The sequence below is a fragment of the Bacillus sp. RC240 genome, from assembly GCF_044907945.1.
Lineage (GTDB): Bacteria > Bacillota > Bacilli > Bacillales > Bacillaceae_G > Bacillus_A > Bacillus_A mycoides.
Genome location: NZ_JBIYCT010000003.1, coordinates 610,438 through 625,737, shown reverse-complemented (window position 1 = coordinate 625,737; position 15,300 = coordinate 610,438). Strand labels below are relative to the sequence as shown.

The 15,300-nt window shown below is 36.5% G+C and carries 15 protein-coding genes; 13 read left to right on the top strand and 2 right to left on the bottom strand.

Annotated elements, in window-relative coordinates; all coding sequences use genetic code 11:
• The 10 genes from ABH955_RS14950 to ABH955_RS14905 all read left to right on the top strand — a co-directional run bounded on the left by ABH955_RS14950 (position 1) and on the right by ABH955_RS14905 (position 10,676).
• Positions 1-2,541, top strand: a complete 2,541-nt coding sequence (locus ABH955_RS14950; RefSeq protein ID WP_404491273.1) for an MrcB family domain-containing protein — start codon at positions 1-3, stop codon at positions 2,539-2,541.
• Entirely contained in the window at positions 2,516-4,960 is a 2,445-nt protein-coding gene (locus ABH955_RS14945; RefSeq protein ID WP_404491287.1) for a DUF2357 domain-containing protein, read from the top strand. Before ABH955_RS14950 ends, ABH955_RS14945 begins: the two co-directional genes overlap by 26 nt.
• Positions 4,961-4,986: 26 nt before the next feature.
• On the top strand, positions 4,987-5,982 hold the full coding sequence (locus tag ABH955_RS14940) for a PD-(D/E)XK nuclease family protein (RefSeq protein ID WP_404491271.1): 996 nt from the start codon (positions 4,987-4,989) through the stop codon (positions 5,980-5,982).
• Positions 5,983-6,238: 256 nt separating this feature from the next.
• Positions 6,239-6,577 carry a magnetosome magnetite crystal formation protein family gene (locus ABH955_RS14935; protein WP_404491269.1) on the top strand — a complete coding sequence of 113 codons (339 nt, stop codon included), beginning with the start codon at positions 6,239-6,241 and terminating at the stop codon, positions 6,575-6,577.
• 3 nt (positions 6,578-6,580) lie between these two features.
• The gene (locus ABH955_RS14930) at positions 6,581-6,853 is read left to right on the top strand and encodes a hypothetical protein (RefSeq protein WP_404491268.1); all 273 of its coding nucleotides are present in this window, start codon (positions 6,581-6,583) and stop codon (positions 6,851-6,853) included.
• On the top strand, positions 6,841-7,584 hold the full coding sequence (locus ABH955_RS14925) for a MerR family transcriptional regulator (RefSeq protein WP_404491267.1): 744 nt from the start codon (positions 6,841-6,843) through the stop codon (positions 7,582-7,584). The genes ABH955_RS14930 and ABH955_RS14925 overlap by 13 nt, the downstream gene beginning before the upstream one ends.
• Positions 7,585-7,637: 53 nt before the next feature.
• A complete protein-coding gene (locus tag ABH955_RS14920; RefSeq protein WP_404491265.1) occupies positions 7,638-7,964 on the top strand; it encodes a phosphoribosyl-ATP pyrophosphohydrolase in 327 nt (108 codons plus the stop codon).
• 207 nt (positions 7,965-8,171) lie between these two features.
• The gene (locus tag ABH955_RS14915) at positions 8,172-9,029 is read left to right on the top strand and encodes a DnaD domain-containing protein (protein WP_404455626.1); all 858 of its coding nucleotides are present in this window, start codon (positions 8,172-8,174) and stop codon (positions 9,027-9,029) included.
• On the top strand, positions 9,026-10,312 hold the full coding sequence (gene dnaB, locus ABH955_RS14910) for a replicative DNA helicase (protein WP_404455629.1): 1,287 nt from the start codon (positions 9,026-9,028) through the stop codon (positions 10,310-10,312). Before ABH955_RS14915 ends, dnaB begins: the two co-directional genes overlap by 4 nt.
• A 241-nt stretch (positions 10,313-10,553) precedes the next feature.
• Complete coding sequence (locus ABH955_RS14905) at positions 10,554-10,676, top strand: MerR family transcriptional regulator (RefSeq protein ID WP_242248217.1); 123 nt, start codon at positions 10,554-10,556, stop codon at positions 10,674-10,676.
• A gap of 163 nt (positions 10,677-10,839) precedes the next feature.
• On the opposite strand, the gene ABH955_RS14900 is transcribed toward ABH955_RS14905, so the two are convergent.
• Positions 10,840-11,625 (bottom strand): TrmB family transcriptional regulator, encoded by a 786-nt coding sequence (locus tag ABH955_RS14900; protein WP_404446333.1) that lies wholly within the window; start codon positions 11,623-11,625, stop codon positions 10,840-10,842.
• A gap of 110 nt (positions 11,626-11,735) precedes the next feature.
• Here ABH955_RS14900 and ABH955_RS14895 point away from each other — a divergent pair, with 110 nt between their 5' ends.
• Positions 11,736-12,503, top strand: a complete 768-nt coding sequence (locus tag ABH955_RS14895) for a TSUP family transporter (RefSeq protein ID WP_404446336.1) — start codon at positions 11,736-11,738, stop codon at positions 12,501-12,503.
• Positions 12,504-12,727: 224 nt separating this feature from the next.
• Here the strand turns inward: ABH955_RS14895 and ABH955_RS14890 are convergent, their stop codons facing one another.
• A complete protein-coding gene (locus ABH955_RS14890; RefSeq protein WP_404446339.1) occupies positions 12,728-13,615 on the bottom strand; it encodes a DMT family transporter in 888 nt (295 codons plus the stop codon).
• Between the two features lie 393 nt (positions 13,616-14,008).
• Between ABH955_RS14890 and ABH955_RS14885 the strand changes: the two genes are divergently transcribed.
• Both ABH955_RS14885 and ABH955_RS14880 read left to right on the top strand, forming a co-directional pair.
• Positions 14,009-14,554: a hypothetical protein gene (locus ABH955_RS14885; protein ID WP_016103904.1), complete on the top strand. Its 546-nt coding sequence runs from the start codon at positions 14,009-14,011 to the stop codon at positions 14,552-14,554.
• A gap of 2 nt (positions 14,555-14,556) precedes the next feature.
• A complete protein-coding gene (locus ABH955_RS14880) occupies positions 14,557-15,216 on the top strand; it encodes a PspA/IM30 family protein (RefSeq protein WP_199715369.1) in 660 nt (219 codons plus the stop codon).
• The last annotated feature ends 84 nt before the right edge of the window (positions 15,217-15,300 follow it).

Below are 15,300 nucleotides of genomic sequence, written 5' to 3'. Positions count from 1 at the left end.
ATGTTAGATCAACTCATAATTGAATTGGCTAAAACAATGAAGCAGGTTGAAGATATAAAAGGTGATAAAACTTATTTAGTTATAAACAAGGATGATAAAGGATTAGACGTTGAAAATAAATTTTCACGTGAGCAATGTGAAAAGGAAGAGGGAGCGCCATCTTATTTTAAAGTGAGCTTTGAACTTCTTAAGAATGCTTGGGGAAAATTTATCAATATGCGTACGGTAAAGAGTGAGGATTTCGGACAAGCAAGTGAAAGTAATACTTTCTTGGTAGCTTTCTTCTCGCAGATTCCATTTGTGAATGTAATGGAATCGAGAGCTATTACATTTAAAGAATTCCAAACCGATAATCTACCAAGTGAAAAATATGATAAAGTTATGCTCTTTTTAGAAGAGGTAATGAATGATACATATAATCCGATTAAGTTACGTGAACAAACGGATGAAAATTTATATAGATTGAAATCTAACGCACGCCAAGATTTAAGATTATTGGGCTTTTTGAATGGATCTCATGAAATGAATCAGCTGCTATTAAACGAATATGTTCAATCGGAAGATAAGAATGCTTTCATTGCCCAGTTAGTTTTAAAACAGGAATATTTCCGTCATGCTTTATTTGTTCTTGGAGTGTTAGAGAACTATTCAAAGGATGAAAAGAAAGAAGCTTTAGTAGATTTAGGAATGGCGATTGTCCGGAATTCATTAGGGGATAATTTGATGGTTGAATCAGTAGCGAAGCGGCGTACGAATAATTTACTAGATTGGCTTGAACAAGTAGGACTAGTTAATGATGAATGGATTCCTGATGAACGATATGCAAAAGATGATGGAGAAAAGGGCGGTAGTATGAACAGTAATTTACGTGAAAAGTTTTTAATGGTTATGAATGAGTATTTAAAGGCAAGAACAGAAAGATTTGCGGGCCATAAAATGGGATCGGTTGTTAGGCATGAAATGACAACGGAAATAACGAGGTTACCATTTATTGATCATAATCAGTATGTTGTCACAGGATCAATTGGACAAGGAAACTGGGCTGCTGTTCCATGGCTTGCGATCATGAATAAAGACATTACGACATCTACGCAGCGAGGATATTATATCGTGTATTTATTTAGTGAAGATATGGAGCGATTATATTTAACGTTGGCGCAAGGTGTGACGGAAACGTCTAAAGAAGAGATGCAAAAAGTTAAAGAAGAGATTCGTGAGCAAATACATATGTCCCAAAAGGTAAAAAAAGATGATGAGATTTTCCTAGGTACAAGTCCAAAAGCAAAGGGATATTCGAATTCAACCGCGGCTTATATTGCATACGATGTTAATGAAATGCCTAGCGAAACAGAATTAGTTGAAGACTTGGAAGAAATGCTTCGCTATTATGAGGGATTTATCGCTTATAAAGAGGAAGGAACGAAATATGAAATGATTTATGAGAGGAAAGAAGTGTATTTAGATCAGCAATCAATTATCGATCATGTGTCTTCTTATATTCAAAGTAAAGGTTTCTTTTATGAGAAAAAGGATCTTATTAATTTCTTCCTTTCATTAAAGACGAAGCCGTTTGTAATTTTATCAGGCATTTCGGGTACAGGGAAAACGAAAATTGTTCAGTGGTTTGCGGAAAGTTTAGGAGCAACGGAAGAAAATGGACAATTTACGCTTATTCCGGTTCGACCTGATTGGAGTGATAGTTCTGATTTGCTTGGGTATGTGAACCTTCAAGGGGAGTTTCAAGAAAGACCGTTAATTAAGGTGCTTGAAGCTGCAGATTCAAATCCAAACAGACCTTATTTTGTAGTGTTGGATGAAATGAATTTAGCTCGAGTGGAATACTACTTTAGTGATTTCTTAAGTGTAATTGAGAGTCGTAAATGGAAAGAGGGAAAAATTGTTACGTCACCAGTGCTTCCAGAATCAATTATAAATAAGCACATTACGATCCCATCAAATGTATATATTATCGGAACGGTAAACATGGATGAAACGACACATCCGTTAAGTAAGAAAGTATTAGATCGTGCGAATACAATTGAATTTAATACCGTTAACTTAGATTATTTTAATTTCTTAATGGATATGGAAGAGAAGGAAGCTGAAATTGTTTCTAATAGCTCTTTAGCAACCAAGTATCTTCATTTAAAAGAATGCTTTAAAGAAAACGAAGATCTTGTGAGAAATATCTCAACTATTTTAATAGAAATTAATAAAACACTTGAATCAGTTGGAGCTCAAGTTGGATATCGTATACGGGATGAAATTTGTTTCTATATGGCATACAACGAAAAAGGAAAGTTATTATCGTTTGATGAAGCGCTTGATTATCAAATATATCAAAAGATTTTACCGCGTCTTGCAGGGAGCGATGGACGAACAGAAGAGGTATTAAAGCAGTTGTATGTATTATGTGCAAATGAAGAATATGATAGTGGTAATAATGACGCTTCGTATGCTAAGTATCCGCGTTCAGCTAACAAGTTGTCCCATATGTTAAGGAGGTTCGAGTATGATGGTTTCACCTCTTTCTGGATCTAATAATGAGATAGAGCTAGTTAAGATTGAAACAGAGGAGCTATCATTGACGATTAAAGGAAATCCTTATCATGAAAAATACGAGAGCTTGAAAGAGTATCACACTATGAACGCAGATGAAATGATGTATTTTCATGTAGATGGGAAGACGGAATCCGTTTCTGTATTTGATGCGAGATTGCAGAGGCTAGATGAATGGAACGAACATCCGCCAATCTTTTTTGAGAATAGAAGTTATCAGCTTGTTGTTGTTCCGAAAAAGAATCAACAGCTCTCTTTTTATCATGAACATCCGGGTTTTCGAAAGCAAGTTAGTTCTATTCAAATGGGGTCACTTCATGTGTTAATGGGGAATCTTTCGTTTCCAAATGAAGTAGGAAATACAACATTTGAAATTAAAGACGAGCAAAATCCTTTATTAACTGTTAGCTTTGAAGTTTTCCCGGCAAAACTTGATTATAAGGATGATTACAGAGCCTTATTAGATGAAGTAAATGATGAAATTTATAATTTAGCGTTTCATTTACTAAAGAGAACTTACTTAGGAGCGTCTGCAATTTACGCTACAAATCCATCGAAGAGTGAATTCTACCGTATTTTAAATGATTCCTTTGAGCGATTTATGAAGTCGATCTCTCATATTAAAAGACAACCGCATCATACGCTCATGACTAGGCATCAACTTGTACGAGGAGAAAAAATTCGTAAATTGGATTCTGTCGGAATGAACTATTTACGAAAGCGACCACACTTGTTGCAAGGAGAAAACAGTATACCGACTAAAGGTATTACAGCTTATAAGGAAGTGTCTTATGATACGTTAGAAAATCGATTTGTTAAATGGATGATTCAAAGAGTTATACATAAAATCGATGATTTACTTAAGGCGCTAGAGAAAAAGTCTAGATATACACGTGGTGAAACTGATGAAGATTTGCTGGAACGTGTAAAAAATATGAAGTATCGAATGAAAAATGAATTGAACGATCCATTTTGGAGAGGAATCGGAAAATTAGATCGATCAGTTTTTTCACTTGTTATTCAAATGGCAGCAGGATATAGAGATGCGTATCAAATCTACTTAATGCTATCGCGTGGTTTAACATTACGAGGACAAATTTTCAAAATGTCGGTAAAAGATGTCGCAAGGTTATACGAATACTGGACGTATTTAAAACTTGGACAAATTCTATCTAAAAAATATATACCGCTCCATCAAGATGTTATTCAAGTTAAACAAGACGGTTTGTACGTAACGTTAGATGAAAGTAAAACCGCCAAAAGAACGTTCAAGCATCCAGTCACTGATGAAGTAATAGAACTGTATTTCCAGAAAAGAAACGGTAGACTGCCAACAGTTACACAAAAACCAGATACGATGCTCGCTATTGAGAAAAAGGGAAAGAGTTATCAATACCAATATATTTTTGATGCAAAGTATCGAATTGATTTTGCTGAAAGTTCTCATTATAAAAGGAAGTATGGCGCCCCTGGTCCAATGGAAGAAGACATTAATACAATGCACCGCTACAGAGATGCACTAGTAGTAGAACAAGAAGGACCATTTGAACGAACAGCTTACGGAGCATACGTATTATTCCCGTGGAACCAAGAGGAAGCGTATGAGAATCATCCATTTTATAAAAGTATCGAAAAAGTAAATATCGGTGGCTTTCCGTTCCTACCGAACGCAACAAGGCTAGTTGAACAGTTTCTAGATCATCTCATTGAAAAAAGCCCAGAAGAAATTATAAGAGAAGGTATCCTCCCAAGAGGAACAAAAGAAGAATGGCACTCTTCACTAGAAGAAAAAGTATTAGTGGGCAGCGTGAAAACTGAAGCTGACTATGAAACATATAGAAAGAATGGCTTATATCAGTTACCGGTCACACAGCTAAAACCAGGATGGCAAGAAGCGAAGTACATAGCATTATATGCACCGGAAAAATGGCACGGCGAAAAAGGTGGAATCCAGTACGTAGCCAAAATTAAACACATTCAAATGCAACAAAACGATGAGTATGTACATTTTGAACTAGAGCCATGGAAAAAACTAGACCATCTCATCCGCCCAGTAGGATACGGCATTCAAACATACACAATAACAACTATGTCGTTATTAAAAGAAGTACAAGAACTCCCGGAACTCTTCATGAAATCAAAGGAAGAACGAATTCTTTGGAAAACACTACGCCGTTTTACGAAGCAGGTTAAAGTTGAGTTGGATCATCGCAATTTAGATGAGGCTTCTGCTATTAAGAGTTATTATGTGCAGGATGTTCAGATTTGGGTTGATTATGAAAATGAGGTTGTTGTGGTGGGGAGAGATGGGCGAGTTAAAGAGGTTCCTTTGGAGTTGGTTGTTGGTAGGAGTTCGGTGTTGTTTAGGGAGGTTTTAGAAGTATTAAATGTTGGGGAGTAGCATTTAGATAAAAAGGGGATTAAATAATGGATAAGAGACCGAATTTATTTTCATATGGAACAAGTGAGTTTTCGCAAGATGCTTTTATTTGTTGGCTAGCAGAGTGGGCGAACCCAATCTATAAAGAAATTGATGAATACTTACATGAAGCTGGTATAGATTTTATTAGAAGAATATATGACTTGCATAAAAAGAACTTTCCAGCTGCTATTAAAGAAATTAAGATTACGAAACAATTTAAAGGTTTAGATATACTTATTGAAATTAACGGTAATCAGGTTATTTTAATTGAAGATAAAACGTATACAAAAGAACATTCTAATCAATTAAAGCGTTATTATGAAGAAGTGGCTAAACTAGAAAGATACAATGAATGTGATCTATTACCTATCTATTATAAGATAGGTAATCAAAGTGATTACTCAGCGGTGATCGATGCAAAGTATAAGTTGTTTACAAGAAAACAAATGCTTGAATTTTTACAAGAAAATATAGATAGAGGCGTTCAAGATCAAGTATTGTTAGATTACTATTTTTATTTAAGGGAAATAGATCAAAACTATGATTCATATAAGACAATACCGTTAAGTGAGTGGAAAGGTGAAGCATGGGAAGGGTTTTATGAGGAGTTAAAGCAAGGTGGGATCAAAGGCCAATATGGGTATGTAGCTAATCCGAATGGTGGATTCTATGCCTTATGGTGGAATGAACAAGAGGATAATGATTGCAGGCAGTATTTGCAGTTAGAAGAAGGCCGATTATGTTTTAAGATACATGTTGCTGATAAGGATAGAAGAAAGGAACTTAGGGATAAGTGGAGTAAGGCGCTGATTGAACGAAGTCATAATTATTCTTTCAAGGTGGAGAAACCTAGATTTGGTAATGGACGATATATGACGGTTGCTGTGGTGAGGGATTATAGAGTGGGAGATGGAAAAGGGAGAATTGATATTCCTGGAACGATGGGAGTTTTAGGTGAAGTGGAGAAATTTTTAAAAATGATAGATGTAATTGTGAAATAGATTAGATAAATATTAGTCGGATAAATTGTATTATTAGCTATGGGAAGAAGAGCATATGAGATATATGCTCTTCTTTCTATTTGTAAATAACGTGGATGTGAGATTTTAAATGATGACCTCCACTCTGTCAAGGTAAAGGTCTTCTTTCATTTATATTGATGTTACTAAAACTTTTCTATACAATTCCCCTTGCACCTCTCCTAACGTCACCCTCTAACCTAAAGAAGACAAATCAAAAAGGGGGACAAAACTACTCATGAAAACCACCACAAAAGAAAAAAGAAACACCATAATCATGCTACTACTTTCAGCCGCAATAGGAATCTTTTCACCACTACTCATGTACATCACACTGGCACGTAAAAACGGGGTGTACAAATACCATTGCCGAAAGGCGTTCAACTTTCATTTTTTAATCTCTCTTCTATTTAATATTAGTTCACGTATTAGTGATGTTTTGTTTTGGATTGTGTTTGCCTTTGAGTTCGTTCAAGTGATCATTGTTGCGTGGAAAGTAATACACGATGAACCATATCGTTATTTCATTCGAATTCCTTTATTTAAAGAAGATAAGCATGTCGTGGAAGGAGAATAGGCGATGAAACAAGAAGTGGAGATAAGAGGAAAGCAAATTTTTATTATGATTGCCGTTTTGTTTATTACGATTTATATTATTTTACGAAAAAGAAAGTATGAGTACTTTTATGACGGTATTAGTGAGTATGAACATCGTTATAGAGGGAATGTTCCTTTTGGATTGCTTGTTATAGGTTTGTGTCAATATTGTAGGCAGAATGAGATGAGTTTTTCTTATATGCTTCAGTATGTAGAAGAGAAGTTAGTGGAGCAGGTGATGATATGGCGTGGATGATTAGTGAGTTTGCAGGTGTTGGGGATGTTACGGTGCGGACGCTTCGTTATTATGATAAGATTAATCTATTAAAGCCGAGCGATTATACTGAGGGTGGGCATCGGTTATATACGAAAGATGATTTGTATGTGCTACAACAAATTCAATCGTTTAAGCATCTCGGTTTTTCGCTTGGGGAAATTCAAAATATTATATTGCAGCGTGATATAGAGACAGAAGAATTTTTAAGACAAATGCATTTTCAAAGGGAATTGCTTTTGGTAGAGCAAGAAAGAATTGCGAAGGTACTTTCGCATATGGATGAGATGACGAAGAAGTTTCAAAAGAAAGAGCGAGTGGATGTCGCTTTGTTTTCTTCGTTTTTGCAAACTTTTATTTGGGAGAAAGAAAATAAAGAATGGTTAGAGGAACATTTTTCGAAGGATAGTGTTCAAGATTTTTATAATAATAAGGAATTAAAAGAAAAGTTTGATCAGCATTTTATGGATGTGATAGGGAAGTTGAAAAAGTATAAGGAAGAAGAGAGGGACCCGTGTCATCATGACGTTCAAGTTACCTTGAAGGAATTTTTCAGTGTAATAGAAGAAGTAACGAACTATCTTGATACACCTCAAAGTGATATAGAGGATATAATCCAAAAATCAAACCTCCCACTATCCGAATTCCCAACCCTCTTCACAACCGAAGAAGAAAACTATATAAAAGAAGCAATGAAGCAGTTTAACACCTAGTTAAACTGCTTTTCCATTATATATAGAAGAAAAACATAACGGAGGAAAATCCCATGCCAACCCACAACAAACTAATCCGAAACAAAATCCCACAAATAATAAAAGCTAACGGAAAAACACTCACAACAAGAATCCTAAACGAAGACGAATACAGAAAAGAACTATGCAAAAAAACAGAAGAAGAACTAACCGAATACTTAGAAGCAACAACAAAATCCCATAAACTCGAAGAACTATCCGACCTACTAGAACTAATAAACGCCCTAGCCGAACACGAAGGCACAACACTAGAAGAAATCAACAACATCCGAAAAAAGAAAGCAAAAGAACGAGGCGGCTTCTCAGATCGAGTCTTCCTAATCGAAGTAACCGACAACTAGCCCCTCCCATACCCCTCCCATACCCCTTCCAAGCCCCTACCAAGTAATAAATCACTAAGAAAAAACACAACAAAACAAAAACAACAACAAACACCGTAGTAGTAGTCAAAAAAAATTTGAAATAACACGCCAAAAACCTGGCCCTCCTTCCTATATATAGTACAAAGAAGAAATTTTTACTTTTGAATGAGGACGGGAGGAATTAGGATGGCGGTGTATCGTAATGTGCAGGTGAATTTTTGGCAGGATGATTTTGTTTTGGATTTGACGCCGGAGGAGCGGTATTTTTATGTTTATTTGTTAACTTGTTCGAAGACGACGCAGTGTGGGATTTTTCCGTTTCCGAAGCGGTTAGCTGAGATGGAGACGGGTTATAACAGGGGGACTGTTGATAAGTTAGTGCAGCGCTTTATTGATTATGGAAAGATTCTGTATGATGCGGAGACGAGGGAGTTATTTATTTTAAATTGGCTTCGTTATAATCCTGTGACGAATACGAATGTGGAGAAGTGTGTGCTTCGTGAGCTGAAGGGTGTGAAGAATAAGGAGTTTGTACATATGTTTCTTCAGAAGTGCGTAGAGGAGGAGCTGAATGTTCCGATGCTTTTAGCACATTTCGGTATGCCAGGTGATTTGGCCGTTCATGATGTTGATCCGGTTTGTGAAGAGGCGGAAGAAGAGGTTATAGAGGAAGAGACGGGAAGTCGCGTGTTTTCTTTTTATGAGCAACATTTCGGTAGTTTGTCTCCTCATACTGTGGAGGAACTGAGTGCGTGGATGGAAGATTTGTCAGAGGAGCTTGTGCTGAAGGCTCTTCAAATTGCGTATGAGAATAATAAGCGGACGGTTGCTTATGTGAAGGGGATTTTGAGGGGGTGGCACGGGAAAGGGTTTACGAAAGTATCTGAGGTTGAGGCAGATACGGCTCAGTTTAGGAAGAAGGAGTCGTCTGTTAGTAGCGGGGAGACGGAGGAGTTTTTGACGAGGTGCGAGGAGTGGGAGAAGAATGCGCTGTCAGAGGAAGAGTTGCAGCGGTTCTTAACTGAACGCGGGTGGCGTCCATGAGTATTCAAAATGTGGAGGCGGAAAAGACGGTGTTAGGTTCTCTTTTAATTGATGGAGAGCTTATTAAGGAGTGCCGTTTGACGGAGCATTATTTTTCTATGCCGGTGCATAAGTCTATATTTCGGTTAATGCGAAAAATTGAAGATGAAGGGCAACCAATTGATCTTGTGACGCTCGTTTCTAGGATGAATCCAAATTTTTTGGAGAATATCGGGGGGATGGAGTATTTTATAGCGTTAATAGAGGGTGTGCCTACAACTGCCAACTTCTCTTATTATGAGGGGCTTGTTCGAGGTGCATGGAAAATGTATCAGGCTGGCGTTCTTGGGCGCAAGATGGGAGAGCGTCTTATTGCGGAGAAGAATGAGAAAATTATTGGTGAGACGATTACGGCGCTTTGTGAGTTAGAGGAAAAGGACTATGTATGTGAGTTTGATTTGAAGGATGCTTTAATTGGTTTGTATGAAGAGCTTCATCAAGATACGAAAGAGAATACTGGTATTGAGACTGGTTATACATCGCTAAATAAGATGACGTGCGGATTGCAGGAAGGGGATTTTGTCGTCCTTGGAGCGCGTCCTTCTATGGGGAAGACGGCGTTTGCGTTAAATATCGCGCTGCATGCGGCGAAGTCTGGAGCGGCAGTTGGGTTGTTTTCATTAGAGATGAGTAGTAAGCAACTGCTAAAAAGGCTGGCGTCTTGCGCGGGCGAAGTGTCAGGAGGTAGGCTGAAAAATCCGAAGCATCGTTTTACGATAGAAGACTGGGAAAAGGTGAGTAAGGCGTTTGCGGAGATTGGTGAGTTGCCACTTGAGATTTATGATAAGGCCGGTGTTACAATGCAGGATATTTGGATGCAGACTCGTAAGTTAAAGAGGAAGCATGGGGATAAAAAGCTTTTAGTCATTGTGGATTATTTGCAGCTTATTACGGGCGATCCAAAGCATAAGGGCAATCGATTTCAAGAGATTAGTGAAATTTCTCGTAAGCTTAAGTTATTAGCGCGTGATTTAAATGTTTGTATAGTAGCGTTGTCGCAATTGTCTCGTTCCGTAGAGTCACGGCAAGATAAGCGTCCTCTTTTATCTGATTTAAGAGAGACGGGACAAATTGAGCAAGACGCGGATGTCATTATGCTTATGTATCGCGAAGATTATTACGATAAGGAAACGATGCAGAAAGAGATGACGGAGATTCATGTGGCGAAGCATCGGAATGGGCCTGTGGGTAGTTTTAAGCTGAGATTTTTGAAGGAGTTTGGAAGGTTTGTGGAGAGTGGATGATAAAATAGAAGAAGGCATATAAAAAGGTAAAGGAGTGGTTACGGTTGACAAAAGTAGGTCGTTTATCCCGCATTAACGGGCAGTAAAACTCCCACCTCAAAATTCGGCTGGAGCAAAGGAGTTAGGTGGGAGATCAACTGCCCGTAAACGCCCGATTGGTTCAACTAATAATCAGTGGGGGATGAACAAAACCCCCACTGATTAAAGTTTCACTTTATATGAGCAAGAGAAGCAAGAAGAAATAGATAAAGCACTTTCGGCAGCTGGAATGCTCTTTAAGGGAATGAGTATAGAGGAAGTGGCTAAGAAATTAGATGTAACAATTGAGACGGTGAAAGAGTGGGAGAAGCGTTTATCTCATTAATCGCTGGGTTAATGGGAATATTCCGCAAAGGGAAAATGGCAGCGTCTGTATAAATTTATATAAAAATAGCCGACTATTTACTATATAATAGTCAGCTATTTTTGTACGGAGAAGTTGTTAGGTTTAATACGCAAATTTTTTGATTTGCTCTTGAATATGTTTCTTATTTTTCCATAAAGAAGGATTTTCTCTCTGTAGTAATCCATTGCTCCAAATCATCTTGGCTACGTTGTACAAGTCGATTCACTAAAACATCATGCCATACATAATCCTCTAATAGGTATATATGAACGGGATCATCTGTATAAAAAGCAATATTACGCTCCTCAAGTGATGGTCCATAAATCATCTCTTTAGAATCTATCGATAAAATAAACCAATGTTCTGTAGACAGGGTTTCTGTATAAGGTGTTATACGATGGGCTTCTAGATTTTTAATGGGATTTTCAACATGCAGGGTAATACCTTGTACTGTAACTTTAGCAGCTACCTCAGATAGTTCCTCTTTTAACGCTTCATACATCTCATCCCACATTGAAATGACAATACGTTTTTGGGCTTTTTTTATTAATGCCTGACAGTAGCTAATTATTGTTTTATTGTCTTTTAAAGTAATCACTCGATTATCCGTTTTTTCCTCGAAAGTTTCTAGTTTTTTTAATGAATCACTGATTACTTCATAAGTAGACTGCCATTCTGATTGCGCCTTTTGTAAAAAGATTTCAACAGGTAGAGGTGAATAGCGAGTGGTGTCATTTATTTCTTCCTTCATGACAATTCCTTTTTCTACAAGGTTACCCAAAATCTCGTAAATTCGCGCTCTTGGGATACCCGAATCCTTACTCACTTGGTAGGCTGTGACAGGCCCCTGTTTAACAAGAGATACATAAGATTTAGCTTCATATTCATTAAAACCAATTTTTTTAAGCTGTTGCACTATGTAGTCCACTTTTTTCGTCCTCCGATGTTTGCTTTTATATTTCAACGTTACAATAACTGTTTACATTTAGCAAATTATTAGTTACTATTCGGATAGTGACTAAAGGGGAGGTTAATAGTATGGATTTTTATTTAGACCCATCAGTATTAATTATTTTGATTGCTTTTGGATTTTTAGCTGCATTTATTGATTCAGTTGTAGGTGGTGGAGGACTCATTGCCTTACCCGCTTTATTATTTACAGGACTGAATCCAGCAAGTGCAGTAGCTACGAATAAACTAGCGTCGACAATGGGGTGTGCAACTAGTAATATTGTGTTTTATCGTTCTGGTAATCTTGATTTGAAATCGGCGTTTAAATTATTTCCACTCACTTTCATAGGCTCCATAATAGGGGCATGGACCGTTCATTTAATGAACCCAGAAGTACTGAAGCCATTGATGCTGATCATGCTTGGTGCGGTTGCTATTTATACGATATTTAAAAAGGATTGGGGTAGTATTTCCACTCATAAAAAATTGTCTGGTCGACATGTCATTATCTTTACTTTTTTTATTTTTGCTATTGGTTTTTATGATGGATTTTTAGGTCCTGGCACAGGTTCATTTTTAATGTTTTCTCTTTTATTTATTGGGTATGATTTTTTAAAAGCAGCAGGTAATGCGAAGCTTCTTAATTTAGGAAGTAATGTTGGTGCATTGTTGATATTTATGTATGTAGGGCAAGTAAACTATGTGTATGGTTTTATAATGGGGATTGCTCAAATTGCTGGAGGGATTGTTGGCTCCAAATTTGCTATAAAAAAAGGAAGCGGGTATGTTCGTGCTCTTTTCATTACAGTAACTTGTTTATTGTTAGCGAAAAATCTGTATGACTATATTCAGTAAGTAATTTTGAACATCTTCACTTCAAAGAACGTAGAAAAGGTCAAATATGAAGGCTACATAAAATATAAGAAGATACTAGGGGCAAATTTCTTTTAACATTTTTTAGATGCTACCTTATTCGAAGATAGCATCTAAAAAAGTCTCATTTAAAAGAAAATCTAAGTGAAGAGAATGATATAAACTCATATTTTTCTGGGGTATGTTTATTGATCATAGTGAAATGTTTACTCTATATTCTTCTTATAATTAACCCGCAACAACCCCTTAAAATCTATCTCAGCAATCAACACACTCAATAATATAAGCGTCGCCCCTAAATACCCTTTTCCTGTGAGCGTTTCACCTGTGAAAACAAAGGCAAACCCTGCCGAAAAAACAGGTTCTAGTGAAAAGATAAGTCCCGTATGTGTTGGCGTCGTGTATTGCTGGGCGATCACTTGCACGATGAATGCGACTGCGGTACAAAATATGCTTAAGGCTAATATGATTAGCCATGAGTTGATCGTGCTAGGCAGTTTTGGAGTTTCCATCACTAATGAAAAAATAAGACTAAATAGGCCGACAAAACCGAGTTGTACTACCCCAAGTGCAATTGAATTCACATGTTTTGTTACGTTTCCAGTAATGATGACGTGAATGGCATAAAATAAAGCAGATAATATGCAAAATATATCGCCGTTACCGATCTTGAATTCGTTAGTTAATGTTAATAAGCCAATTCCTATTATCGTTAACACAATTCCTAATATAACTTTCTTTTCAGGAATGTGTTTTAAAAATATAGCTGATAATATCGGAATGAAAATGACTGTGAGACATAGTAAGAAACCAGCATTAGAGACACTAGTATACTTTGTACCGAATGTCGCGAAAATGTAAACGATAAATAAAACGGAAGCTAGTATAAAAGCATATTTTACAGTTTTAAAATCGACTTTGAATAAATGTTTGTAAAATATTAAACCTGATAAAAGAAAGGCAATAATAAATCGTAATGCGATTAAATTGTATTCTTCTATGCCATCAAGTCCAAGCTTTGTAAGTAGGATGGATGCACCCCAAAAAAATGTAACTAGTAGTAGCATTAAATCAGCTTTTAATTGAATTTTCATTTCTATTCCCTCGTTATGTATAATTTATGATTCCATACCCCTATCCCCATTGTTTATTTTAATATTAATTCTGAATATTTGGAACGAAAATTTATCGACGCTTTTTTCTCGATTCAATTATTGAAAGTTCGGATTTGAAGAAGATTGGTGTGTGAGTTTCGAAAGTGAATAGAAATAATGAAAAAGAACCCAATTTCTCTATTTGATATGGAGAAGTTGGGTTTTTTCGTTTTGGAATAATTATGAGAAATTTTTTAGATATTTCTCATATATTCATCATGTTTCTTTCATGCTCTTCTCACGTCCAAGTTTTACACTCATATGTATCAAAGGTAAAGGGAGGTAATACATTTTTTACTTATTTCAAAACGAAGGATAGATGGTGGTGAACAGATGAAAAAGAATAAGTGTAAAAAATTGCGTTGGTTAAAATGGGTTTTGATCCTTCCGTTACTTCTGGGATTACTATTGTTTGGATTACATAGTATGAAGTTTGAAAGGTGGGATCATGAGAAGCATAAGCAAGCGGCATATACTGTTTCTCACGATAAAGAAAGGGAAGCTTTCGTTACACAAAAAGAAAAGTTTAATAACTTTGAGCGAAAGCAGCATCATGAAAAACACCATGAAAAAGAGTTTGAAGGTTTATTCTTTATACCATTCCTGTTAGCGTTTGGATTTGTTCTTTTCGGCTGGTTTATGCTTCGTAAGTCTGAAGGGAATACGGTTAAAAAATGGACAGGCATATTGCTCCTAGTTATTGGTTTATTACCAGTCCTTCCGATGCTTGCATTTGTTGCAACGATTGTTTGGGCATATAAAAAATTAAAAGAGAAAAGAATGGCAACTGATATAGATGTATACAGCGATTTTCAAGTACAAAAACAAGTAGATATTTTAGATCAATGGGAACGCAATATTCGTAAGGAGGAGAAGTAATAATGGGTATTTTAAAACGTATTAAAAAGATTGTAGTAGCGGATGTGCATCAAACGTTAGATAAGATAGAAAATCCGGTTAGCATGTTGAAGCAATATCTTCGCGAGACAGAACAGCAAATTGCGAAGGCTGAAAAAGCACTTTCTCACCAATATTATTTAGAAAAAAAATATGAAGCATTAATTTCAGAAACGGATACTCTTATTGCAAAGAGAACTCGCCAAGCTGAGCTTGCAGTATCACGCGAAGAAGATCAAATGGCGCAGTTAGCCTTGCAAGAAAAGATTGTAAATGAGAAAAAAGCGGAACTATATCGCCAGCAGTACGAAATAACAAAAGAGCAAACAGCGACGCTTTATGAACAAATTGACAAATTGCAAAAGAAATATGGAGAGTTGCAATATAAAGAACTAGTTCTTGTTTCGCGATTAAATGCGGCGCAAGCGATAAAAGAAAGCAACAGAGCAATTGATTCGTTCCATACAGAAAGTACAGCGAAAGGCTTCGCGCGCATTGAATCGTATGTGCAAAAGCTAGAAGCAGAAACGGCTGCTAGTAACTATTTTTATAATTTAAAGTCTCCTAATCAGCAAGAAGTGTTAGATCAAAATTTGCAAGAAGAAGTACAGCGGGAGTTAGAGAAGTTAAAAGAGAATAAATAGTATGCAAAAAGCCCATTTTCATATGGGCTTTTTTCTATGTAAAATTTCATTTGTTTTGTTTACATAATATCTTTACAATCGTTT

What these genes read in the sequence shown, in the direction of transcription:
- ABH955_RS14925 (WP_404491267.1), top strand. Translation starts at nt 6,841, where the DNA reads ATGGCGTGGATGATTAGTGAGTTTGCAGGTGTTGGGGATGTTACGGTG.
- ABH955_RS14945 (WP_404491287.1), top strand. Translation starts at nt 2,516, where the DNA reads ATGGTTTCACCTCTTTCTGGATCTAATAATGAGATAGAGCTAGTTAAG.
- ABH955_RS14890 (WP_404446339.1), bottom strand. Translation starts at nt 13,615, where the DNA reads ATGAAAATTCAATTAAAAGCTGATTTAATGCTACTACTAGTTACATTT.
- ABH955_RS14935 (WP_404491269.1), top strand. Translation starts at nt 6,239, where the DNA reads ATGAAAACCACCACAAAAGAAAAAAGAAACACCATAATCATGCTACTA.
- ABH955_RS14930 (WP_404491268.1), top strand. Translation starts at nt 6,581, where the DNA reads ATGAAACAAGAAGTGGAGATAAGAGGAAAGCAAATTTTTATTATGATT.
- ABH955_RS14950 (WP_404491273.1), top strand. Translation starts at nt 1, where the DNA reads ATGTTAGATCAACTCATAATTGAATTGGCTAAAACAATGAAGCAGGTT.
- ABH955_RS14880 (WP_199715369.1), top strand. Translation starts at nt 14,557, where the DNA reads ATGGGTATTTTAAAACGTATTAAAAAGATTGTAGTAGCGGATGTGCAT.
- ABH955_RS14940 (WP_404491271.1), top strand. Translation starts at nt 4,987, where the DNA reads ATGGATAAGAGACCGAATTTATTTTCATATGGAACAAGTGAGTTTTCG.
- ABH955_RS14915 (WP_404455626.1), top strand. Translation starts at nt 8,172, where the DNA reads ATGGCGGTGTATCGTAATGTGCAGGTGAATTTTTGGCAGGATGATTTT.
- ABH955_RS14920 (WP_404491265.1), top strand. Translation starts at nt 7,638, where the DNA reads ATGCCAACCCACAACAAACTAATCCGAAACAAAATCCCACAAATAATA.
- ABH955_RS14895 (WP_404446336.1), top strand. Translation starts at nt 11,736, where the DNA reads ATGGATTTTTATTTAGACCCATCAGTATTAATTATTTTGATTGCTTTT.
- dnaB (WP_404455629.1), top strand. Translation starts at nt 9,026, where the DNA reads ATGAGTATTCAAAATGTGGAGGCGGAAAAGACGGTGTTAGGTTCTCTT.
- ABH955_RS14885 (WP_016103904.1), top strand. Translation starts at nt 14,009, where the DNA reads ATGAAAAAGAATAAGTGTAAAAAATTGCGTTGGTTAAAATGGGTTTTG.